20 protein-coding genes are annotated in these 22199 nt (G+C 40.3%); 15 read left to right on the top strand and 5 right to left on the bottom strand.

Features of this window, described 5'->3' with window-relative positions; translation table 11 throughout:
* The first annotated feature begins 87 nt into the window (after nucleotides 1-87).
* Complete coding sequence (locus ACQZ43_RS10855; RefSeq protein ID WP_430612531.1) at nucleotides 88-462, top strand: hypothetical protein; 375 nt, start codon at nucleotides 88-90, stop codon at nucleotides 460-462.
* Nucleotides 463-473: 11 nt separating this feature from the next.
* Nucleotides 474-1397 (top strand): helix-turn-helix domain-containing protein, encoded by a 924-nt coding sequence (locus ACQZ43_RS10860; protein WP_430612533.1) that lies wholly within the window; start codon nucleotides 474-476, stop codon nucleotides 1395-1397.
* Nucleotides 1398-1467: 70 nt separating this feature from the next.
* On the opposite strand, the gene ACQZ43_RS10865 is transcribed toward ACQZ43_RS10860, so the two are convergent.
* The 4 genes from ACQZ43_RS10865 to ACQZ43_RS10880 form a co-directional block, all read right to left on the bottom strand.
* The gene (locus ACQZ43_RS10865) at nucleotides 1468-2037 is read right to left on the bottom strand and encodes a DUF4142 domain-containing protein (RefSeq protein ID WP_430612535.1); all 570 of its coding nucleotides are present in this window, start codon (nucleotides 2035-2037) and stop codon (nucleotides 1468-1470) included.
* Between the two features lie 19 nt (nucleotides 2038-2056).
* Entirely contained in the window at nucleotides 2057-2614 is a 558-nt protein-coding gene (locus ACQZ43_RS10870) for a hypothetical protein (RefSeq protein ID WP_430612537.1), read from the bottom strand.
* Nucleotides 2615-2836: 222 nt separating this feature from the next.
* Entirely contained in the window at nucleotides 2837-3601 is a 765-nt protein-coding gene (locus ACQZ43_RS10875) for a ferritin-like domain-containing protein (RefSeq protein WP_430612539.1), read from the bottom strand.
* A gap of 65 nt (nucleotides 3602-3666) precedes the next feature.
* The gene (locus ACQZ43_RS10880) at nucleotides 3667-4524 is read right to left on the bottom strand and encodes a KGG domain-containing protein (RefSeq protein WP_430612541.1); all 858 of its coding nucleotides are present in this window, start codon (nucleotides 4522-4524) and stop codon (nucleotides 3667-3669) included.
* Between the two features lie 869 nt (nucleotides 4525-5393).
* Between ACQZ43_RS10880 and ACQZ43_RS10885 the strand changes: the two genes are divergently transcribed.
* The 8 genes from ACQZ43_RS10885 to ACQZ43_RS10920 all read left to right on the top strand — a co-directional run bounded on the left by ACQZ43_RS10885 (nucleotide 5394) and on the right by ACQZ43_RS10920 (nucleotide 13472).
* Entirely contained in the window at nucleotides 5394-7577 is a 2184-nt protein-coding gene (locus ACQZ43_RS10885) for a bifunctional alpha,alpha-trehalose-phosphate synthase (UDP-forming)/trehalose-phosphatase (protein WP_430612543.1), read from the top strand.
* 49 nt (nucleotides 7578-7626) lie between these two features.
* The gene (locus tag ACQZ43_RS10890) at nucleotides 7627-7791 is read left to right on the top strand and encodes a lmo0937 family membrane protein (RefSeq protein WP_430612545.1); all 165 of its coding nucleotides are present in this window, start codon (nucleotides 7627-7629) and stop codon (nucleotides 7789-7791) included.
* A gap of 570 nt (nucleotides 7792-8361) precedes the next feature.
* On the top strand, nucleotides 8362-8496 hold the full coding sequence (locus ACQZ43_RS10895; protein WP_430612547.1) for a hypothetical protein: 135 nt from the start codon (nucleotides 8362-8364) through the stop codon (nucleotides 8494-8496).
* 167 nt (nucleotides 8497-8663) lie between these two features.
* Nucleotides 8664-9182, top strand: a complete 519-nt coding sequence (locus tag ACQZ43_RS10900) for a ferritin-like domain-containing protein (protein WP_430612549.1) — start codon at nucleotides 8664-8666, stop codon at nucleotides 9180-9182.
* 126 nt (nucleotides 9183-9308) lie between these two features.
* Nucleotides 9309-9503 (top strand): CsbD family protein, encoded by a 195-nt coding sequence (locus ACQZ43_RS10905; protein ID WP_430612551.1) that lies wholly within the window; start codon nucleotides 9309-9311, stop codon nucleotides 9501-9503.
* A 1802-nt stretch (nucleotides 9504-11305) separates the two neighbouring features.
* Nucleotides 11306-11845, top strand: coding sequence for a Crp/Fnr family transcriptional regulator (locus ACQZ43_RS10910; RefSeq protein WP_430612553.1), 540 nt, complete (start codon nucleotides 11306-11308; stop codon nucleotides 11843-11845).
* 76 nt (nucleotides 11846-11921) lie between these two features.
* Entirely contained in the window at nucleotides 11922-12512 is a 591-nt protein-coding gene (locus ACQZ43_RS10915) for an NAD(P)H-dependent oxidoreductase (protein WP_430612555.1), read from the top strand.
* A 498-nt stretch (nucleotides 12513-13010) separates the two neighbouring features.
* Nucleotides 13011-13472, top strand: a complete 462-nt coding sequence (locus tag ACQZ43_RS10920) for a hypothetical protein (protein ID WP_430612557.1) — start codon at nucleotides 13011-13013, stop codon at nucleotides 13470-13472.
* Nucleotides 13473-13769: 297 nt separating this feature from the next.
* Here the strand turns inward: ACQZ43_RS10920 and ACQZ43_RS10925 are convergent, their stop codons facing one another.
* Complete coding sequence (locus ACQZ43_RS10925; protein WP_430612559.1) at nucleotides 13770-15101, bottom strand: amidohydrolase family protein; 1332 nt, start codon at nucleotides 15099-15101, stop codon at nucleotides 13770-13772.
* Nucleotides 15102-15456: 355 nt separating this feature from the next.
* On the opposite strand from ACQZ43_RS10925, the gene ACQZ43_RS10930 reads away from it, so the two are divergent.
* The 5 genes from ACQZ43_RS10930 to ACQZ43_RS10950 all read left to right on the top strand — a co-directional run bounded on the left by ACQZ43_RS10930 (nucleotide 15457) and on the right by ACQZ43_RS10950 (nucleotide 22196).
* Nucleotides 15457-16398: a hypothetical protein gene (locus ACQZ43_RS10930; protein WP_430612561.1), complete on the top strand. Its 942-nt coding sequence runs from the start codon at nucleotides 15457-15459 to the stop codon at nucleotides 16396-16398.
* Nucleotides 16399-16537: 139 nt separating this feature from the next.
* The gene (locus ACQZ43_RS10935; RefSeq protein WP_430612563.1) at nucleotides 16538-17023 is read left to right on the top strand and encodes an FISUMP domain-containing protein; all 486 of its coding nucleotides are present in this window, start codon (nucleotides 16538-16540) and stop codon (nucleotides 17021-17023) included.
* Between the two features lie 426 nt (nucleotides 17024-17449).
* Nucleotides 17450-18442, top strand: a complete 993-nt coding sequence (locus tag ACQZ43_RS10940; protein ID WP_430612565.1) for a FecR family protein — start codon at nucleotides 17450-17452, stop codon at nucleotides 18440-18442.
* Nucleotides 18414-19001, top strand: a complete 588-nt coding sequence (locus ACQZ43_RS10945) for a sigma-70 family RNA polymerase sigma factor (protein ID WP_430612567.1) — start codon at nucleotides 18414-18416, stop codon at nucleotides 18999-19001. Before ACQZ43_RS10940 ends, ACQZ43_RS10945 begins: the two co-directional genes overlap by 29 nt.
* Nucleotides 19002-19031: 30 nt before the next feature.
* Nucleotides 19032-22196, top strand: a complete 3165-nt coding sequence (locus tag ACQZ43_RS10950) for a TonB-dependent receptor domain-containing protein (protein ID WP_430612569.1) — start codon at nucleotides 19032-19034, stop codon at nucleotides 22194-22196.
* The last annotated feature ends 3 nt before the right edge of the window (nucleotides 22197-22199 follow it).

The raw sequence follows: 22199 nt of genomic DNA on the forward strand, positions 1-22199 counted from the left end.
TCCTACATAAGGGCGGATGTATACAGTGGTGAAAATTTGTATCTCTTAGTAAATCAATGAAATATATCTTATAAAAAAACCAACAAGATGGCTAATTATTTTGAAAATAAATTTGTTATATATACTTTTGTCAGAAAAGACGTACTTTTTATGAAATTTAAAAAGGGGGTCTATATAGATGCTGTGGTTGCAAAAGAAATCTTATTTGATCGTTTTCAGTTACAGCAGGATAAAAGTGTTTATGTAATTTGTGATATTGACGAAATCGTAGGTATTTCGTTGGAAGCACGATGCTTATTGCAGAGCATCGGCCCTAATTTAGTTGTTTTTGTAGTGTACATTTGTAGTCAAATACTACCCTTATCTATTCTTAATTATTTTACAAATCAACCACTTAACAAGTTGCTTCACTATATTGTTAGCAGTTTTGATGAAGCCATGCAGATAATTAATAAATATTAGCCGATTTATAGATGTCAATTACTTTAAGTAAAATACGCTTACAAGCTTTTATAGACTCCTTAATTGATCTTTCAAAAGGTAATTATAGCGTTCGATTGTCCGAGTCTTTTATAGGAGATGATTTTTCAAGTGCAGAAGTGGTCTTTAATATGCTTGCGGAAGAATATGAAAATAATCTCAAATATTTTATTTCTTTACAGCCGGGGGTAGGATATGAATACGTCACTTCCTCCATCACCAAATTGAGTCACGAAGGGAAAATACTCGATATTTCGCTTATTCATACCATGGATGATAGACTGGACAAATTTGATTTTATTGGACGTCTGGCGCTCGATTTAATTGTCGAAAAAGATCAGGATAAATGGCTGAAGAATTTCTTGATGTTTTTACAATCACCGGCCAAGCGAAATTCTTTTGCACTGCACCTGTCTATTAATGGTAAAGTCATTTTGGGACATTGTGCTTTTCACTTTATGGGAGTCAGTAGGGAGGTATGGATGAGTTTCGCTATTATCGGTCCGATCGCCCACGATAAACCGGCAATTGATTTGAAGAAATACATGTCTGAGATGGGAATCGATTTGGAAGATCAAAGTAAAATCCAAAAGATTCGAAACTTGCTCGCTAACAATGATTACCAAAAAATCTATTCGCTGGAAGAGCTCTCTGTCGATTTTAAGATTTCAAAAAGTGCGCTGCAAAAAGGGTTTAAGCTGCTGTATCACGAAACTTTTTATCACTTTTACATCAAGGAACGAATCCGATATGCCAAAGAGTTATTAATATATTCGAATTTGTCTATTAAAGCGATTTCAGATATTTGTGGATTTACGAATTATTCTAATTTTTTTAGAAACTTCCACAAATTAGTACAAATCAGCCCTGCGGACTTTCGCAAACTCTATAAAAACGAAAAACTCAATCCTATTTAATCGGATTCAGCAATAGCAAGCAGTACTACAATAAAAAAAGACGAAATTAATTTTCGTCTTTTTGTTTTGGTTATTTTTTTAAGGAATTTTCAAACTGAGTGGCTGTTTCCAAGTGAGAGCGTACTTCTTGTAGGGTTTCATTGAGCTCGCTTTTAATCCGCATATTTGTGGTATCCTCAATTCCGTCTACTAAGGTGTTAACCGAGGAATTGTGTTTGGAAATAACTTCTTTAATCCAAGTTCGATCAAAGTCGTTCGGCTTTTGGTTCTCTAATTTGTTTAAGTCGTCCCACTGCTGATCCGAGAGGTTATTGGGAATGGAGTACTCCAATTCAGCGGCCAGCGCTTGCAGTTTTTCTAGACGAGCCTGATGGTGTTTTTGCAAAACTGCTGCAAAATCTTTTAACTTGGCATTTTGAGATTTTTTAAGCCCCACCTTGCCCAATTCCACTTCATAGAGCTGATCGTGGATCACTTCAACCAACAGCTGCGCGTATTCCTTTTCCACGGTATTGTTTCGCATATTAGCCTCATTTTGTTCTTGTGCCATTTTCTCGGGCTTTTTGGGTGCCTCTTTACAGCCATAAAGCAGGCTAAAGATACCGAGCAGTAAAAGTCCTTTTATTGTTGAATTTCTCATAATTGTAAAATTTTAGCGTTTATAATTTATTTAGCAAGGTGGTCGCATAATCGATTTGCAATTCCATTTCCTGACTCAATTTTTCGTAAAATGTTTTTACATCATTATTGGAAGTGTTTTTAAGATTTTGCCATAAAACATCGCGCGTTTCCATCTGAAGTTTAATAAGGGTTTCTAAAAAAACCTGATCGTAGTCTTTGGAGTCGGTGGCCTCTAATGTTAGGGGAAAGCCCGAGGTTTGAACAGCGAAATCTTGACTGCTTCTCGGCAGCTCCTCACCAATTAATTTTTCCATTTCTACCCTGTTATTGCGATATTCCACCATTAGTTTGCTGGCGTAGCTCTGTACTTCAGTAGCCTTTGCTTGTGTTTTCGCTTGACTGGCGTAATGCAACTGAATCTTTAGTAGGTCTTCGTAGTTGCGCATCTTCTCAGCAGTAACCTCGCTTTTCGGATTGGACTCATGTATGGAGCGCTTGGTACGTGTGGTTTCGTCTGGTGTTTCCTTATAACGGTCTTTTTTAACCGATTTTTCATCGCGACAAGAAAGAACCGTCAAGGCGATAAGTAGTGACAAACAAACTGGGATTATCGGAACTTTTTTGAAAGATATAGGAGTTTTCATCGTCGTTTTGTGTTTTAGTAGTAATAATAAACACGATCGAACTGCAAGCGGACAAAAAGAGATAAACGCAGATTTAAAAAAAGCTTGCAGCTGATCGATGAATGGTAGAAGAACGTGTTTAGCGGTTATACAGCTACAGCTCCCTTAAGCCAAAGGAAATGGAGACCGTTCGTCTTATTTCGCTTTGTTCTTGGATATGGCAGCTGCGCCTTTAGCACTGCTCTTCAAAGTCGGACTACCAGTAGCTGTACGTTCTTCGAAGTTCTTTTGATTTTTTTTAACCTTTTCCGAATCCTCAGTATCTGCAGGATTGCCGGAATAATCAGTTCGATACGGCGACCCCTCATTTTTATGATCGGCATCGTTTTTATCATTTGCGTCCTCTTGGTCGTCGTCTTCTTCTTCTTCTTCTTCCTCCGCGGACTCCAAATTGATATCTCGCTCGGCAATTTCCGTCAAATCCATATCCGTTTGTTCTTCTTCTTCCAGGGACTCTTCTAAAAGCGAAGCCGATTTATGGTCGTTAAGCGCGAGCGCAAATTGCAGCAGACCGCCGTAAGTGGCGATTTCATAGTGTTCAATTTGTTGCGCTATTACAATTAGTCCAGCATCGCGAACCATGCTGTGGTCTTTTGTTTCGCGCAGCAGTTTCTGAACCATCTTGCTGTAAGTATCCATAATCTCGCATTTTTCGGATTTAGCGTCGATATTTAGGGTCTTAAATATCCGCTCCAAGCGCATTATCTGCTTTCTGGTTACGATTTCATGGTCTTCGAAGGCCTCTTGGAGTTCTTGAGTGGTGGCATGAGTACGCATTTCTGGCAAGGCTTTTAATATGGCCTGTTCGGTGTGGAAGATTCCTTTTAAAAGTGTGTGATATAATTTTTCAAACTCTTGTTCTCCTTTATTGGAGTTGCTTTGTTTTTTGACTGCTTTCATAATATAGTTTTTTAAAAAAAAAAGAAGGAGGGCTGGATCTCCTTCTTTTTCATGTTTTCAAATAATTATCGCGAAGAAGATGATCCACGTCCGGAATTCGAACTACGTCCTCCACCGTGTGATGCTCTACCTCCCATTCGGGCAATCTCAGTGCGCTTTGCTTTACTCATAGAAGCAAATCCTCTGCCGGAATTACTGTTTGAACTGTTCCCACTGCTAGAGCTACTTCCTGAACCTCTAGAGTTTCCCGATCCGCTGTTACTGCTTCTTGAACCTCTAGAGTTTCCCGATCCGCTGTTACCGCTTCCCGATCCTCTAGAATTTCCCGATCCACTGTTACCGCTTCCAGATCCTCTAGAATTTCCCGATCCGCTGTTACCGCTTCCTGATCCTCTAGAATTTCCCGATCCGCTGTTGCTGCTTCCCGATCCTCTAGAATTTCCCGATCCGCTGTTGCTGCTTCCCGAACCTCTAGAATTACCCGATCTGCTGTTGCCGCTTCCCGAACCTCTAGAATTTCCCGATCTGCTGTTACCGCTTCCCGATCCGCTGCTGCTTCTAGAGCCTGATCCTCTTGAATCACTGTAGCCTCCGTTAGAACCAGAACCGCTGCCTCTGGATACAAATCGACCTTGCGAATCACGGGGATGATCTTGCTCCTCAAAATCCTGTGAATTGTCAGAATCATTGTAATCATCGTCCTCGTAATCATCATCATGATCGTTTCGCCCGCCGAAATTTCCTTCGTCAAAATACTGATCGAATTCTTCGTGATCGATTTCATCGTCGTAAGTTTCTTCGTCGAAACCGTCGTCGTATCCGTGCTCGTAGCCCAACTGATAGATTTCTTCTGCTAATTGGTAAAAGTGATCCTGTCTACTTCTCCCTTGAGACTGTCTGCCTCTTGAATTTTGATTGTTCATAATAATTCTTTTTTGGTTAATATTTACTGTGATAACTAGCTGTCATAAAAATCACAGTTACTATCTCAACTGCAAGAGCTGTGCATATTTTTTTGGAACTCTCCAAACGATGGCGAAACGCTGCTTTTAAAAAGCTACTAAAAAACATTCTTAATTAAGAGCAGACTTCGCTTTAAAGACGCTTGAAATAAGTGGAATTGTTAGAAGTTTGGCTAAAATAGTGGGGTGTTTTTATTTTCTAAAGCCAGTATGGGATAATGATACATAAAAGTCTATTTGTGTTAATTACTTGCGTCAATTTATGTTAAAATGTTAAGTTAAATTTATTGAAGTTCGGTGTGGTGGTCTTAAAAGATAATGTGAACTCATAATAGCTTCCATTTCTTTTTGGTTTTTTGTATAAACTATTGCTAATGAGTGATTTGTGTTTATTTTAATATTTTTATAAGTTTTTTCGTCCCCAAAAAAAAACAACTAGGGATTTACAACGTAATTTCATCAATATGTGTAATTTTTCTACTAATTGTAGAATTTCTACACATATTTTATAATTATTTACTGCGGTAATTCTATTTTTTATTTCATTATAAATTATTTGCAATAAAATTGATTGTAATATAATATATAGCGTCTACATACGGTAAGCGCCTTTTTTTGGGCAGTACAATTTCATCTTGTTGCTCTACTGTTTATATTTTAGTACAGTTCTTGTTAATATTTAAGTAAGGATTTGTTATAAGCTTAATAATATTATTAAAATTTCAAAGGGTTGCCCAAAGTTGCTTTAACTGATTTTCCAACCGTCATCCACCAAAACCGAACTACCGAAAATGTGAAGAATTAACTAATAACCCAAAAGCACCATCTCTATGAAAATCGATACGCTAATTGTTTCTAATAGATTACCTATTACCATTGTTTTAAAGAATAATACTTTCGAAATCATTCCCAGTACCGGTGGATTGGTTAGTGGTTTAGCCAATTTATTAAGTCGGCCCGATACCTTTTGGATGGGATGGGTGGGTTGCGAGGTTGCAGATCCCGCCTTACAAGCATTAATTACGGACGAATTGTGGAAGAAAAAATTAATTCCTGTTTTTCTGGACAAAGATTTAGCAGTCACCTATTACAATAATTTTTGCAACGAAATAATCTGGCCTTTATGCCACTATGAGCCTACCTTGGCAAATTATCAGGAAAAGGGATGGCTGGCCTATAAGGAGGTCAATAATATTTTCTGCAATCACATTAATTCTCTTGCTTCAGCGGCTCATATATGGATACAGGATTATCATCTGCTGTTGCTTCCCGAATTGTTGCGTATAAAAAATGAGCAAGTAAACAGTTCTTTTTTCTTGCACATTCCTTTTCCTATCAAAGAAATATTTATGCAAAATCCCTGGTATCTAGAGCTTTTAAACGGTTTGCTTGGTGCCAACAGCATCGGCTTTCACACCCATAAGGACCGTGAGAATTTTTTGAATACCGCTTATTTCAACGGCCTACTGCAAGCCGACAAAAACGATACCTTTATCTATAATAGTCGCGTAATCGATATCAGCTATTGTCCTTTGGGTATCGATATGTTGTCGTTTAAAAAGGCCTTGGACAGCGATCCTTATAAATTTAAATTCCTGCATCTCAAAGAGGTGTTTAAAAATTTGAAAGTGGTTTTATCCGTAGATAGGATGGATTATAGCAAAGGAATAACCGAGCGCTTGGAGGCCGTAGGTCTTTTTTTAAAACACTATCCCGAGCACCTTACCCGCGTTTCCTTTGTCATGATTTTGGTTCCCTCTAGGGAAGATATACCAGCTTATGGGAATTTGCGCGAAACTGTAAACGCTACAGTCGCGCGTATAAATAGTAAATACGGAAGTCCGTCGTGGAAACCGATACATTTTTTTTCTACAAGTTTTTGCCAAGAAGAATTGGTCGCTTTTTACCGATTTGCCCAAGTTTGTCTAGTCACTTCACTTAGAGACGGGATGAACTTAGTAGCCAAAGAATATATAGCATGTCAGCAACAGGGCGATGGCGTTTTGATTTTAAGTAAACATGCTGGCGCAGCCGTACAACTGCAAGATGCCATCTTGATAAATCCGTACAATACCACGGCTACCGCAGCGGCTATCAATACGGCCTTAGGCATGGTGGGTATCGAAAAGCTTGCGCGTATGAAAAGCTTGTTTCAATCTATTGAACAATTCGACCACCACCGTTGGAACAGTCATTTTGAAGAAAGGCGCAGACGTTTTGACATCGAGGAAAAAAAAATTTCGAAAAAGCCGTTGGAACTGGTCGGGAATCGGTTGCAGACCATTAAGTTAAAGTATTTTAGAGCAGCTAAACGCCTTTTTTTGTTGGATTATGACGGTACTCTAGTTCCTTTCAAACCCCATCCTAAAAATAGTGTTCCCTCCCAATGCCTGCTGGACTGCTTGACAAAACTTGCTCAAAATCCCGCCAATATTGTAGTGATCATCAGTGGAAGAAACAAAGAGTTTCTGGAAAAATACCTGTCTAATAAAAATGTTTTTCTCGTGTCAAACCACGGTTTGTCTGGAACATATCCCGATGCACAATGGAAAAAATACACCCATGCTGTAGCGCATTGGAAAAGTGAAGTAGTCAAACTATTTCACTTGTTTAGCCTGCCGGGTACTATTATCGAGGATAAAGACAACTCTGTGGCCTGGCATTACCGAAAAGTATCTTTTGCAGGAATTATCGAATGGAAAAATAACCTGATTAAGGCTTTGGAATATATGACAAAAAATTACAATTGCGAAATTTTACAAGGAGACTGCGTACTGGAAATCAAACCCCTGCATTATAGTAAAGGAAGTATCTCGCAGCGAATTATTTCGGAAATACAACCCGACTTTATAATGGCTGTGGGCGACGACGTTACCGATGAAACCATTTTTAATATACTTGACCAAGAGCAGGTGTCTGTCAAAATTGGCGACAAACAAACCAAAGCCAAGTATTTTATCAAATGTCAAACGCAGGTTATACCCTTAATCGATTCCATAAGCAACTATAGGTAGAATAATAAATAGGCTGGAATAAATAAATATTAATGTAAAAAATAAAATTATGAGAAACATCTTCTGGTTACTTGTTATCATCCTCATTATAGGATGGGCGATTGGCTTTTTTGCCTTCGGTCAACTGCTTGGTGCAGCAATACATATTTTGTTAGTGGTTGCGGTTATTATGATACTAGTTCGGGTCATACAAGGGCCTCGAACGCGAATTTAAAGGACTTGATCTTGAACAGTGCTTTTAACTGCTGCGGCATAAACATTAAGCGCCCGTCATCGCCCTGCTACAAAAATGCCGTGTTCTTCTGAGCAGCTACTATAAGATTTTTTTGCGCAATTTAAGAGCTTTTTGAAAAATCCTAGCTGCTAAAGATTAAAAAATAAGGCTTTAGAATTTAAGTTTAGTTCTCAATTAAAAATAGTGTTATCATGAAAAGTAAATGCAAAATGACATCCGTTTATTTCCCTCATTTCAGTTTAAATCTTGTTTTAATGCTGATTATGGTGGTGCTAGCAGTATTGTCTTTTGTAACTATTTTTAGGCTGAATAGTTCCACTGATACTATTAATAGCGCTAAATATCAAGTTTTGAAAATAAAACTCGATACCGATAAGCGGAGATTGGCCCATATGGAAGAGTAAATTTTTCACGCTCTTCCTAAGCAATCTTAAACTGATGGGATAGGACATATACAGCGGGTTTATCCTTATGTTAGGAAGTAAACCCACAATCGCCCTCAGTTTTACAGTAAAGTTTTCTATATCAATAACGTAAAATTTAGAAATTATGAAAAAAACAGCTTTTTATAAAATCGGAAAAATCCTGTGTTGTACCACTATTGGAGTAGCGGTCCTGGCACTGGTAATTAAAAAGAAATTAAATCAAGTCAAAAGGGAAATGAATCACTGCCAGTCCGATTAATTTGACGAGTCCTCAATTCAATTCAGCTTGAGTGTTTAAGGTATGCGTGCGCTGCTGCGTACGGCAACTGCACGCTGCCTTATTAACAATAAGCTGGGGGAGCTCCTTTTCAACAGCAAAAGCCCTGCATACATCAATAAAGCATAACCAAAAAGTAAATTTATAAAATGGAAAAGAAAACCACACCAAAAAAAAATGCTGCAAAAAATTTAGCAGAATTATTTGAAGACAGCCTTCAGGACATGTTCTGGGCAGAGCAAGCCATACTTAAAGGTTTGGATAAAATGAAAGTCAACGCCACTTCGAGCAAATTACAAAAGGCTATCGAAAAACACCACGGTGAAACACAGCAGCAGTTGGAACTCTTAGAACGCGTTTTCGAGTCGCTGGAACTACCAGCCAAAGGCAAAAAATGCGAAGCCATGGCAGGAATTCTAGAGGAGGGAAATACCATTCTAAAAGAAACAGAAGAGGGTGCCGTACGCGATTCGGGTATTATAGCCGCTTGCCAAAAGGTTGAACACTACGAAATCGCCACTTACGGTACTTTAATCGCTTATGCTAAAACCCTAAAATACGACGAGGCCTCCAAAATACTGATGGAGATACTCGAACAGGAGAAAAAAACCGACGAAGACCTTTCTAAACTGGCTACTTCCGAAATCAATGGAAAAGCAGACGCATAGCAAACTCGTACGGTGATGCACTTAGTCGTGTAACTACCCAAGTTTTGCACAAAAAACACTGATGCCGCCCAAACTACTGCGTAGCGTTGGTCGGATAAGAATTTAATAACCCTAAAATTAGTAATTATGAACAACTTAGAATTAGAAGGAAAGTGGAATCGCGTCAAAGGAGCCGTAAAACAAAAATATGGAGACTGGTTTGACGATGAACAAGCATTTGCCGATGGAAAATTTGACGAAATTGTCGGTAAAATGCAAGAAAAAAGTGGAAGAACTCGAGAACAAATCGAAGACGAAATCAGAAACTGGAAAGAAGAGTAAAGCTGTTTGCTGAAAAAACTTTAGCACTGCTCTAAAAACCGCCATACGGCTGGTTCTAAAAGTGACTTCGCTTAACTACTAATCGGAGTCACTTTTTGTTTTAATAAAAGAATGGCCTTTAATCGGCATTCAACTAGCTCATAGCTGACTCATCGGTAGGTTTTTGCTGCACATTTTAAATAGTTATTTGCAATCCGTGACTTATTCTTAATAGATGCTTAGATTACGGTAGCAGGGCCTATATAATGGTGACTATACCGCTCTTTTTACCCCGCTCTTTTAATAATTTCCCTCATTCTGGATTAACATTCAGCACCCGAGCTTTTGGAGTGGCCATTTCTTCTTTATAGCGTGGTATATGGTGACAATGAAAATAATCAACCTTTTATTCAGCAGTTCCTTAACAGTTCATTCCAAGATTAAAGACCTCTGGGGTATGATTCGCTTGGATAATTTTTATCGCTTTCAATCGTATGTAGCAAAGGGTTTTTCTCGCTGTCTGTCAATTCAAAATAGTCGCTTCTTAATTCATTAGATCTCCGGGAGTAATCGGAAAAGCATTTTTAATGATAAAAAAAGACCGGCATGGATAAGATTTTTGCTGCGACAATCTGTATCAAAATTTTTATGCTTAAAAATGTTCAAATGCAACTTTATTGCTCCACTTTGACTTGGCAAAATTACTTGTTCGACAAGTAGAAAGAAGTGGGCAAAACAAACGGAGGGCTGTTTGTTGTAGTAGAAGTGGATACTGACGCTCCCAAGTGGAGAGGCGTACTTTTATAAAATATTTGCAAAAAAATAAGTGCTCAAATAAAAAGAGGGAGACGCAGTTTAGCTTCAAAGTTAAGTATATACATAAGGCTAGAGCTAACTTTCTTACGGAATTCGGAAGTCGGAGCTAGGTGCCGTTTCCAATTATTTTTATTCATTTCAAGATTTGTACTAAGAAAGTAACCAAGTGCATTGTACGGCAATAAAGAATGCGAACACCGTTTCGGACGCACCAAATATTTCATAGCATTAGAGGAAAACGACCAATCAAAAACTCCTTCTTTTTAAACAGCCCATTAGAGCCCATGGCATACTTCAGTTGACTGCGGTTTTTTGAAAAAATCGAAGCGAATTATCAACCAACTATAGGGATAGTGCTAAAACCTCTAGAATCAAAGGGATATATACACATTATATACGGAGTAATTTCGTCTGTACTATACGATAACTTCTGCTGCTTAAAAAGTTTGAAATTGTTATTTCAAACTTTTTTATGAAGTAGAACTAGTTGGATTTTCATTTTTATAGGGGCTTGTTTCATATACAAAAATCGATGTTTTATCGGAAGGAACTAATTTTTGTTTGCGTTAATTTACAGGAAAATAGGGGTAAGGACTCATTATTTTTTTTTAAATTTAGTGTTGGTGAAAATTAAAAAAACATAGGTGCTGGTTGCATCATGACAATAGGAATTATATTTTTTATTGTTGGCTTAGGATGAGACAAATCTATTAATCAATAAGTGTTTTTCAAGTAATCCTGTACGAGATCAGAGCTTGTCAATTTATGAGAAACCAAGGCTATTCGGTTTACTGAACAATTGGGCAAATGAATTGCTTACGCCATAATTATATGCGGAATGTTACCGCTACGGGCTGTTCGACGACGGAAAGAAAAAATAAAAGGGGAGCAGAATAATACCAAGCAAAAACGTCTACTTGCTTTTTTATTATCGATATGAAACAGATAATTTAATCCAGCAGCCAGTAGAAACCTGAATTAGTGGATGTCATAAATAATTATTAAGAATGGACAAATTTAAAATAGAAAATGCAGCCTGGGATACTTTCAAACATCTTTTCAAACGGCAAGAAATTCCTGCAAAGACAATGCTACTAAAGGAAGGCGAAATTGCCAAACAAGCATTTTATATTGAGAAAGGCTGTTTAAGGATTTGTTTTAACAACGAGGGGAAAGATATTACTTTTCAGTTTTTCTTTGAAGGTGAAAGCGTTTCTTCAATAGAAAGTTTTCGAACAAACCAGCCAAGTTTGTTTACCATAGAAAGTATTGAAAACTGCGTTCTGTATGCTATTTCTAAAAATGATCTGGAAATAATAACTGAAACATCAGCCACTATTAAAAATCAAATAGATAAATATATTTTTGAGCGATTAATATTTTATCAGAAACTATTTCTTTCCCGAATTAAAGACAATCCAGAAAAAAGATACTTAGAACTACTAAAAAATAATCCAAAAATTTTACATCGCGTTCCCCAACATTATATCGCCTCCTATTTAGGAATTACACCCGTTTCGTTGAGCAGAATAAGAAATAGACGATAGACATTTCTTTACAATTGTTATCGTCAATCTTTTCCAAAGTACTGACTTTTGTGCTGTGAATTTTAAACATCATAAAATGAAAGTAGTTATCGTATTTAATCATCCGTATGACGGAAGTTTTTGTAACGCAATATTAGAATCCGTAACAAACGGACTTACAAAAGGCAAACACCAAGTAGATCTTATTCACTTGGATAAAGATAATTTCAATCCCGTTATGACGGCAGCAGATTTAAAAAGCTTTCGAGATAAAATGCCCACTGATCCCAAAGTCATTGAGTACAGCAATAGAATAAAAAATGCCGACCATTTAATATTTATTTTTCCTATTTGGTGGGAATTAATGCCAGCAATGACAAAAGGTTTTGTGGATAAAGTGATTTTTCCAGGTCTGGCTTACGATTATACCAATGCAGGCAATACTCGTATGAAACCGTTGTGGAATAACGTCAAAGGGATTACAATGATTACAACAATGAATACCCCTGATTATTTGTATGGGTTGCTGTTTGGAAATGCTATAAAAAAAGCAATGATTGTAGGAACTTTTTGGAAAATTGGTTTTAAAAACAGAAAATGGATAAGTTATAATCAAGTCAAACAAGTTAGCATGGAGAAACGAAAAAAATGGTTAATTAAACTTGAACATAAATTTGCATCGTTTTAACGAAGCCGAAAAAGGAAAATCACTTTATATAATTTGGGAGCTATTATGTAAATATAATTTTCCTGATATGATTCCTGCTATATTATATTGTACAAAAATCGGAATAATCAATCTGGATGAAATAGTCTAAAAGATGTTTCATCCTCTTTATTTATAAAGAAATATACTACACATTTTTACACCTATTTTTAAATTCTCGGCCGCTATTCCTCTTGTATTTTTGTTTTTAATAAAATTTTGCTTAAAAAACAGGTAATTTACCTATTGATTGACATAAAAAGCTGTTGTCAGTTTGAAGAATCAGCATTTAAAGAATTACCTGAATTCTATGGTGGTTTTAAAAATAAATTTATAAGTAACCAATTAAATCTATATATTATGGAAAACAACTTTAATTTATTAATAAGATTATTACTCGTATCATTCATGGCGTTTTCTTGTAGTGAAGACTACACGGGGAATTGAGATAGTAACTCGAATAATTCCTAATATAACAGTTTGAAAAATGTTAATACAGCTGTTACGGATTATACATTTGAAGATATGAGAATTGATATTGGTATTGAGCTTTTAAAAGTTCCTATACGAATGAGGTCAATGGCAAGTACTTCTTATTTATCAGCTAAATCTTTAGACTGTAGTTTTGGATTTGGTTTTTGTATAACCATATCAAATGAATGGAATGCAATACAAGCTCCTCACTTAGAAGGTGTGGCTCCAATAACAACTGAGGAAAACCATGTGATAGCAGTGTATAAACAAGATGAAATTGCAGGAACTGTAACATTTTACTTTCCAAATGATTTAACATCATTAGATCAGTTTTCTGAGGAAGATATTCAAGAGTTTACAATTTTTGAAGATTTGGAAATTACAGAAGGAATGGTATGGAAACCTGGGGGCTATCCTTTACAATATGACAGTCTCGGAAATTTGGGATACGTTATGGAAATGTATTAAAAAAACTATTTGAAATACACAGCAATTTTATAATAAATCAGGTAAAAAGAAGCGGGTTGGAGTTGTTGAATTCATGGGATATAATAGGAGGTAAAAAAGTAACACTAACTCCTTTTTTTGTGTGGCAAAAAAAATCTTAAAGCAGCGTGGCTGCCGCTGTTAAAAAAAAATCCGCCTGCATTCCAGAAAAGCAAGCGAATTTTCACCTTTTAATAAAGCCCTAGCCTTGATAGCCTGCTTTTTTCTAAATGCTGTACAGGAAACAAGATAAATGAGCGGGGAAGTGCCGAGGTATTTTTATTTTTTTTGTGCGGTATTGTTTTTAAAGATTTCGCCGTTTTTAATGATGACCAAAAAGTTTTTTTCGGGCTGAGTGATAAGCGATAAATCCTTTAACGGATTGCCATCTACAAGCAACAGATCGGCCATGGCCCCTTCTTCTACCACGCCAATTTTTCCCGGATAGGGGCTGCGCAATCCCGAAAGTTGCAGCAATTCGCCGTTGTCTTGCGTAATCATCTTTAGGATCTCCGCATTGGAAAACCATTTTTGAAGGCGCAGTATATAGCTGTTTTGTGTTTTATTGAGTTCGGGTTCAAACAGAAAATCAGTACCCCAAGCCAATTTTACGCCCAGTTTTTTTGCTAACGGCCATACGTAATCTTGTCCTTCTAACACCGGTTTGCGCTTTTCTTTGCGCAATTCATCCATATTGTCGTTGTTGTCCATCAAGTTTTGCAAACTCAGCCAAATGCCTTTCTCGGCCATTAATTTGAGGGTTTCCTCGTCGAGCATCTGACCGTGTTCTATCGATCGTACGCCGGCTTCGATGGCGCGTTGCACCGCTCTCGGCGTATAGGCGTGTACCATCACATACGTACCCCAATCTTCGGCTGCTTCTACCGCCGCTTTCATCTCGTCAAAGGTGTATTGGGTCACGTCGATCGGATCGTATGCAGACGAGGTGCCTCCGCCAGCCATCAGTTTTATTTGGCTCGCGCCAAAGCGCAGGTTTTCTCGTACCGCCGTCAATACCTCTGCTCGGCCGTCGGCTATAAAGGTGGCGCCCAATTCCTCTGCTCGGGATGGCTTTCCAAAAAAGCGTCTTGATCGCTCATCGGGAGTGCGGAAATCGCCATGTCCTGCGGTCTGACTAATAGTTGCCCCCGAAGGCCATATCCTCGGCCCCTCGAGTTTTCCCTGATCGATGGCTTGTTTTAAAGGAAAAATCGGTCCCCCGGCATCGCGTACACTCGTAAATCCACGCAGTAACATTTCTCGCGAACCGCTGCCAATTTTTTGTACCAAGTCCTGCTCGCTCAATTCGGACGACATCATTTGCTGCATGCTCAAGGCGCCAAAGGTCATGTGTACGTGGGCATCTATCAGTCCCGGCATCAGGGTTTTTCCACCGCCGTTGATCTTGAGCACCGTTGCTGCCGGAGTGGGAATGGCAGTAGCGCTAATGGTTTTAATATGAGCGCCGTCAATCAATACGTTCATCGGGCTGGTAAGCGCCGCGGTTTTATGGTCGAGTATACGGACGTTTGCGATGAGTATCTGCTGGTTCTGTGATAGGCATAAAGTACTGGTTAACAGCGAAAAGACAAGTGCGTATTTTAATTTCATAAAGCGTGATAGGGGTTAGTTTGGCACAATAATTTACTATACCGAAAATACTCTTTTAATACGTTTTATCCTATATAATATTGAAATACGGCGCATAAAAGTACCGCTCTCTATCGGTTACTGCGGTTTCCGATATCGTGCTTCTTAGGGGAGTAGCGCAATTCTTCCGGAAATTGGCGCTACAGCGGTGTCGATGCGCCACACGCAAGAGTATATCCGCTTGAGCGTGGCACCAACGAGACCAGCACTTTGCGCTATTCGAAACGGGAAATACATGCATCGCAACGAAATACCGAGCATTTTTCTAGAATAAATTAAATAATTGTTTAGGTTTGTTGCCTAAAATGGCAATTTTATGAAGTATTTATATCAAATGCAACGGTTAGCAATCGGGCTGAGTATAGCCTGGATAGCTGTAGTAATTAGTGGTTTTTCGACGGTGATAACCCCGAATCCCCTCGGGAAAGGTCAGACAAAACGCCTGATTAAATCGATAAAAGAACGCCATTTTGAGCCGGTGGAACAGGCGGGTAAAACGCTAAAAGGCACCCCCAAAATGAGCGTGCTAAACCTGCCCGAAAACCACACCCGCTACAACCGTCTAGGCCATATTGTCGAAGAAATCATCTATACACCGGTACAAAAACACAGCTGGATTGAGGGCAAAAAATCGAAAGAAATCGTTCATACCCAAAGACACGCTACATACACGTACAAGGGCAAAAACCAACTGGTAGAAAAGTGGGAATATTCCGAATTTATGCGCGAACACAAGAAGTATACCTTTACGTATGACGTGCTGGGGATTTTGGAAACGGTGGTATGGGCCGATGGCGATGGAAAATTATTGGGAAAAGAGCGTTATCACTACGATGCCGAAACCAACACCACGACCAAACACAGCTATAGCGGTTTGGGAAATTTAGAAAGCCAAGTAATTTATAAAAGGGATGAGCGCGGTGAGGATCTCGAAATACACCGCTGCGATGCCAAGGGCGAATTGCAAGAAAGCTATTACTTTTCCTCGACCTACGACGAACAAGGGCTGCTCTTGGAATATTGCCGGTCGTCGGGTTTTGAAGGGATGGATTTAGGGCAAAAGACCACCGTCAAATACCAATACCAGCAAGGGGTTTTGGCGGAAGAGAGTGTCTATGATTCGCAGGATCAGCTCGAGGAACGAATGACTTATACCTATCTGAGTTTTGACCGTGAGGGCAATTGGACGCGCCGTATCCTACACCACAACGGACTACCGGAGTCGTTTGTCGAAAGGGAAATCCACTATTTTAGATAAAAAAATAGTACGTATAGGCGGTAAAAATGCCTTTTGAATGTTTTACTACAAGTCAAATACCTACTTATAGGTATTGCAGAGCAGTTGGGGTAACCTTATTTTTATTGGAGGTAATAGACGTCCTTTAAATCCGATAATTATGAGAATTCTAAGGGTAGTGCTTAGTATTGCTCTGGGAACAAGCGCTGTTTCGCAGGCACAAAAAGGCAAATGCGGTGCGTTTATAGCACCGGGAGTGTGGAAGGAGTTTATGTGCGAAAACATAGGAGGCAATCAGGCACTTTTCACTTGGAAAGAGGCGCAAACCGCTTGTCCCTCCGGATTTCGTTTGCCCACGGTAGCCGAGTGGAAAGGCGTGGCTCAAAACAACAAATACGAGTGGAAGGGCGGCGGCGGTTCTTATGCAACAGCAGCCCACTTTGGTGACAAACTGATTCTTTATCCCAAAGGCTATTCCTCCGAAGACGGCAGTTACAGCAGCAGCGAAAACTATTACGGATATTATTGGAACAACGAGCCCCTAGAAGGGAAGCGCGCCTATAATATGGTGTTTTCTGCTTCTGGGGTCGACGCCGAAAACTATGGTATGCTCGGTAAATTCTGTGTGCGCTGCATTGCGAATTGAGATATATTCGCACAATACGATTTTAAAATACCGGCGGAACCCACTGTATTGTAGGAACCGTCTACTGTTTGCGCCACGGCATCCTCCAACTAGCTCTTTGTGCTGTTGCGGGATGCCGTGGCGTTTTTTGGCTTAAATAAACAACCCCAAAGTGTATCGTTTGCCTTTTCTTGGGCAGTTTTTTCCCAACTTACCTCAGGCCGTTGCTGCCTTTGCTTCCATATCCCATCTTTCGTTCGTACACCACTATAAAACATAGGCGGTGCTACGGACTTTTCTCTTTATATACCGCGGTTCTTTAATAATAGCGATGAGTAATGCAGCCTTAACACAGGGCGGCATTACTTAAAGATTAGGTAAACTTTTGATAATCCTATTCTTTGGGGGTTTATCCCTTTATTTTACTCCTTTAATAAACGCTAAACTATGAGCTATTTATCTCCAGAAGATAAGATGAGAACCCGCTGTATGAAGTATTTAAACAAAGAATTGGGTAAGGAAGATCGATTGGTTTTTGAAATCGATTTACTGCTAGACGAGCAACTCCGAAATTGCTTCGAACGCGTTCAATTGATTTGGAAATGCTATCCGACCAATAAAAACCTGGTTTTAAAATCGCAAACCACCCAAAATCGCGTTCGCTCCAAGGTCAAGGCGAACCTTAGAAACTTTTTGGGCATAGCCTGCAGTTTGTTGATAGCCCTAATGTTTTTTTTCTATACAGGCAGCGAGGCGCCCTTTTTTCAACAGTCAAAACAATTGGGTAAAATGCACACCTATACCACGGCATTTGGAGAGCGCAAAAAGATTCAGCTCGAAGACGGCTCTACCGTAACGCTAAATGGAAATTCCAAAGTGGACTTTCAATTGTCTGCCTACACGCGGATGGTATGGTTGGAGGGAGAAGCCTTTTTTGATGTGGTCAAAGACGCGAATAGAAAGTTTATCGTCAAGCACGACGAGCTGCAAGTGGAAGTGCTGGGAACGCGCTTTGCCGTGCACAGCAGCCGAGAGACCAAACAGGTTTCCTTGCTCTCGGGGCAGGTGTTAGCCAAGTTGGGAAACGGTGAGCAACTCTACCTCAAACCCAATGAAAAATTGCTGTGGAACTCCCGTTCGGGCGACGTACAACGGGTTACGGCAGACGTAGACCAAGAGTTGGCATGGCGCAATAACGCCCTCATATTTAAAGACGAAAAACTCGCCGTGGCCGTCAAGCGCATGGAAGATTTTTACGGCTATTCCTTTCTTCTTCAAAACGATTCCCTTGGTGAAGTTCGCCTGACTGGGGTATTTGAAAACCAATCCGTTGCCCAATTTGTCGAGGTGTTGAGCTTTGTTTCCAACTGCAACATCAGCTTGCACAACAAAACCTATTTAATTGATTTACATGAAACTACTAGCTCAAAAAGAAGATAAAGTGCTGTCCGAAGATGTGCGCATTTTTAAACAAATCGCGAGTGGAGACCAAGCAGCACTGGAAAAATTCTACGTCAAGTATTACAAACACCTGTATCGCTTTGCCCTGAGTTATGAGCGCGACGTGTTTATAGTAGAGGAAAAGATATCCGATGTGTTTTTCTACCTCTGGCATCGTAAGGACGAATTGCACAAAATTCTCAATCCAAAGGTCTACGTCTTTACCATGACCAAAAACCTGCTGTTTCAAGAGAAAAAATTAGCCAGAATGCAAGCGCTAAACGGCGATTTCAAATCTTTTGAAGCCAATCACTACGCCGATAATGTAGAAGATCAAATCATATTGAATGAACAGGAGGAAAAAATTCGGAAATCACTGTATAAAATCGTCGAAAAGATACCGCCAAAATCCAGGCGCATCTTCGAAATGAGTCGAATTGATGGGCTCAAATACAAGCAGATAGCCGAAATCCTAAACCTCTCGGTCAGAACCGTGGAAAATCAAATGAGCATAGCCCTGAGAACCATTGAGTATTTGCTGGCAAAGCAACTTGACTAATAAAAACCAAAAACGATAAAACACCACCTCATGAAAAAAAAGTATTTGTATGCACTGCTCTGCTTGGCGCCTTTTACAGCCAAAGCGACTAGTGTGGAACCGATTGTCCAAGCTGCGTTTCAAACGACACCAACGCAGAAAGCGGGCAAGCTAAAGAGCAAGTTTACCCTGCCCGATCAAAATTTTACCCTCTTGGAATTATTCGAAAGACTAGCGCACAGCTACCAAAAGAAATTTGTCTACATTTCGGATAACATTCCGCTGAAGCACACGGTCAATATACCGGGCTCCTACGGCGACATTGAAGAGGTGCTAAACGCCATTGCCAAGCGGGTAGACGTCACGTTTCAAGTCAACGAACAGCAGATTTTGGTCAAGGGAAATCTAGTGGCCCAACAAAAGATCATCACGTTAAAGGGAAGGGTGCTCGACGGCAATGCACAGCCGCTAATCGGCGTCGCCATACGTGCCAACAACGATGAAGCTGTCGCGGTAACCGACTTAGAAGGCGCCTTTAACCTCACCGTGAGTCAGAGTCCAGCCACGGTTGTTTTTTCCTATATCGGGTTTAAAACCAAGGAACTCACGTATACGCGTAGCAATACCAACGTGCAAGTGATCTTGGAAGACAATTTGGAAATGCTCAACGAAATCGTGGTGACGGGTCAGGGCGCAGACGTACAGCGCAAGCGTTTGTCGAACAATGTTACGGTGATCAAAGCCAGTGAATTGGACAAAATTCCATCCCAGCGTATCGATCAGTTGCTGGCGACCAAATTGCCCAATGCCCAAATCAATATCAACGGCGGACAGGCTGGAGCAACCTCTCAAATACGCTCACGCGGGGTCAATTCGGCCTTTCTGAGCAGTACTCCGATTATCTATGTCGACGGCGTTCGCTTGGACAACAACAACACCCGAGCCACCCTAGGCGGTAGTGCTCAAGGAGCTTCGATGAGTTCGATTGCCGACATTCCCATGGACAATATCGATAAAATTGAATTTATCAGCGGCGGGGCTGCAACCACGCTATACGGTTCTGATGCGGCAAACGGCGTCATTCAAATCTTTACTAAAAAAGGCGGACTTCCCGGCACCCATGTCAATGTGTTTACCGAAATGGGGGTCGAAGAGGCCACGACAGATTACCTGCACTTTGACCGTACCAAGGACCTGCTCTTTCAAACCGGACTTTATCAAAAGCACCGACTTAATTTTAACGGCGAATCGGACAACGGTTTTGGGTACAACTTTGCTACCAGCCTTCAAAACAGCAGCGGTACGCAAATACACGATCAAAACAAGAACCAGAAATTTGATTTGAGCTCGGGCTTTCACGCCAAATTAGCCGAAAAAGTTACCTATGAAAGCTCCTTTTTATACGTGTACAACAAATACAGCAGAAATAGAAATGGAAACCAAGGCGGGTATACCGGACTGTGGTTTGCAGAAGACGGCGCGTCCAAAATTACCGGACCCGGATTCAAAAACCGCTTAGACGAACTGACCGACCAAGAGTTTGAAGCCGTAAAGAGTTTTGTCGATCTGGCCGAAAAGCTGCAAGACAATACCATCACAATCAACCGCTTTACCACCTCGCAGCAGTTTAAGTACAACCCCTTGGATAATTTGTCCTTTAAATTGGTCGGCGGACTCGACTACCGCGTCCAAGATCAGAAAAATGTGGAGACCAACGAATACTTATCCGCTACCAAAGGACAGCTGATCACCGATCAAGGCAGCATACAAAAAATTCAAAGAAAGTATTTGGGACTCACAGCGGAATTCAATGCGCAGCACACCTTTGAATACAAGGATTTCTCCTTTATAAGCACTTTGGGCGGTCAGGTTTTTAGAAATTCAGACAACCAAACCCTAATCGATGGAAAAAATATCCGCGACGGGGCAAATTCCATCTCCGAAGCCGCTATTAGAAACAGCGATGAGTTTATCAGCGAGGTCTTGAATTACGGGTTTTACGTACAGGAAAACATCGGCTATCAAGATAAATTGTTCCTGGACCTGGGGGTTCGCGGCGACAGAAACCCTTCGTTTGGAAAAAACATCGGGGTGCAATACTATCCAAAGGTAGGGGTGTCTTATATGCTGTCTCAGGAAAAGTGGTTTACATCGGAGCTGTTGAATTCCCTGAGAATTCGCGGAAGCTATGGTATAGCAGGAAATTTACCTCCGGCCTATGCCAATGAAAAAACCATGGCATTTACCGGATTTTTAGAATCTCAGGCCTCGCAGTTTTCCCAACCGGGTAACGACGATTTAAAGCCGGAGAAAACCCATACCTGGGAAGGAGGGGTAGACCTGTCTTTGTGGAAAAACCGCCTGACCTTATCTTTTGGATACTACCGCTCGGAAACCAGAGATGCTTTGTTCTACGTACCGCCAACCCCGTCTAGTGGTTATTCCAAGAGCCAATTGTTCAATATAGGGACCATCGAAAACAAGGGCTTTGAATTGAATATGTCTGTAGTAGCCGTGGATTCCAAAGATTGGAACCTAACGGTAAACGGCTCTTTTAATACCCTGAAAAACGAGGTGTTGAGCACCGGAGGTGCACCGGCATTCAACATCAATGGATTTAGTTCCAGAACCTTGCAAACCGTGGTAGAAGAGGGCAGACCCATCGGATTTATCCGCGGAAATAAAGGGATCATGGGCGAGGACGGTACTCTTAAAGAAACTGTGGCCCAGTCGTATTTGGGAACCACCATACCCGATATATTCGGAAACCTCGGATTCAATTTGAAGTATAAAAACCTAAGCCTATTTGCCAATGCCAATTACCAAGCCGGCGCCTATGCAGCCAATTGGGATGCCCAGTTTAGGTATTTCTACGAGGCCTCAGACGACAACGTACCCCTGGAGGAAATCAAGGCGAACGGACGCGACAATTGGTTGAATATGACCGATCGCTTCGTCGAAAAAACCGATTACCTAAAAGTGAGAACCATCGGACTATCCTATTATCTGCGACCGAAAAACAAAACGATTTACGAGGCGATTACCTTTGGCTTTACCGTGGTCAATCCCTTTAGCTTCACCTCTTCTTCCTTTGATCCCGAAGCTACGATCAGCGGCGCCGCACAAGGACAAGGGGGGGCATCTACAGGTGGAATTGTATACGCAACCTATTCCGCACCAAGACAGTTCTTGGGTTCGGTTAAAATCAACTTTTAATTT

It is taken from the genome of Flavobacterium sp. JP2137 (genome assembly GCF_050562195.1).
Classification (GTDB): Bacteria; Bacteroidota; Bacteroidia; order Flavobacteriales; family Flavobacteriaceae; genus Flavobacterium.

What these genes read in the sequence shown, in the direction of transcription:
- ACQZ43_RS10930 (WP_430612561.1), top strand. Translation starts at nt 15,457, where the DNA reads ATGAAGTATTTATATCAAATGCAACGGTTAGCAATCGGGCTGAGTATA.
- ACQZ43_RS10900 (WP_430612549.1), top strand. Translation starts at nt 8,664, where the DNA reads ATGGAAAAGAAAACCACACCAAAAAAAAATGCTGCAAAAAATTTAGCA.
- ACQZ43_RS10935 (WP_430612563.1), top strand. Translation starts at nt 16,538, where the DNA reads ATGAGAATTCTAAGGGTAGTGCTTAGTATTGCTCTGGGAACAAGCGCT.
- ACQZ43_RS10865 (WP_430612535.1), bottom strand. Translation starts at nt 2,037, where the DNA reads ATGAGAAATTCAACAATAAAAGGACTTTTACTGCTCGGTATCTTTAGC.
- ACQZ43_RS10905 (WP_430612551.1), top strand. Translation starts at nt 9,309, where the DNA reads ATGAACAACTTAGAATTAGAAGGAAAGTGGAATCGCGTCAAAGGAGCC.
- ACQZ43_RS10880 (WP_430612541.1), bottom strand. Translation starts at nt 4,524, where the DNA reads ATGAACAATCAAAATTCAAGAGGCAGACAGTCTCAAGGGAGAAGTAGA.
- ACQZ43_RS10855 (WP_430612531.1), top strand. Translation starts at nt 88, where the DNA reads ATGGCTAATTATTTTGAAAATAAATTTGTTATATATACTTTTGTCAGA.
- ACQZ43_RS10890 (WP_430612545.1), top strand. Translation starts at nt 7,627, where the DNA reads ATGAGAAACATCTTCTGGTTACTTGTTATCATCCTCATTATAGGATGG.
- ACQZ43_RS10950 (WP_430612569.1), top strand. Translation starts at nt 19,032, where the DNA reads ATGAAAAAAAAGTATTTGTATGCACTGCTCTGCTTGGCGCCTTTTACA.
- ACQZ43_RS10860 (WP_430612533.1), top strand. Translation starts at nt 474, where the DNA reads ATGTCAATTACTTTAAGTAAAATACGCTTACAAGCTTTTATAGACTCC.
- ACQZ43_RS10910 (WP_430612553.1), top strand. Translation starts at nt 11,306, where the DNA reads ATGGACAAATTTAAAATAGAAAATGCAGCCTGGGATACTTTCAAACAT.
- ACQZ43_RS10945 (WP_430612567.1), top strand. Translation starts at nt 18,414, where the DNA reads ATGAAACTACTAGCTCAAAAAGAAGATAAAGTGCTGTCCGAAGATGTG.
- ACQZ43_RS10940 (WP_430612565.1), top strand. Translation starts at nt 17,450, where the DNA reads ATGAGCTATTTATCTCCAGAAGATAAGATGAGAACCCGCTGTATGAAG.
- ACQZ43_RS10895 (WP_430612547.1), top strand. Translation starts at nt 8,362, where the DNA reads ATGAAAAAAACAGCTTTTTATAAAATCGGAAAAATCCTGTGTTGTACC.
- ACQZ43_RS10915 (WP_430612555.1), top strand. Translation starts at nt 11,922, where the DNA reads ATGAAAGTAGTTATCGTATTTAATCATCCGTATGACGGAAGTTTTTGT.
- ACQZ43_RS10875 (WP_430612539.1), bottom strand. Translation starts at nt 3,601, where the DNA reads ATGAAAGCAGTCAAAAAACAAAGCAACTCCAATAAAGGAGAACAAGAG.
- ACQZ43_RS10885 (WP_430612543.1), top strand. Translation starts at nt 5,394, where the DNA reads ATGAAAATCGATACGCTAATTGTTTCTAATAGATTACCTATTACCATT.
- ACQZ43_RS10925 (WP_430612559.1), bottom strand. Translation starts at nt 15,101, where the DNA reads ATGAAATTAAAATACGCACTTGTCTTTTCGCTGTTAACCAGTACTTTA.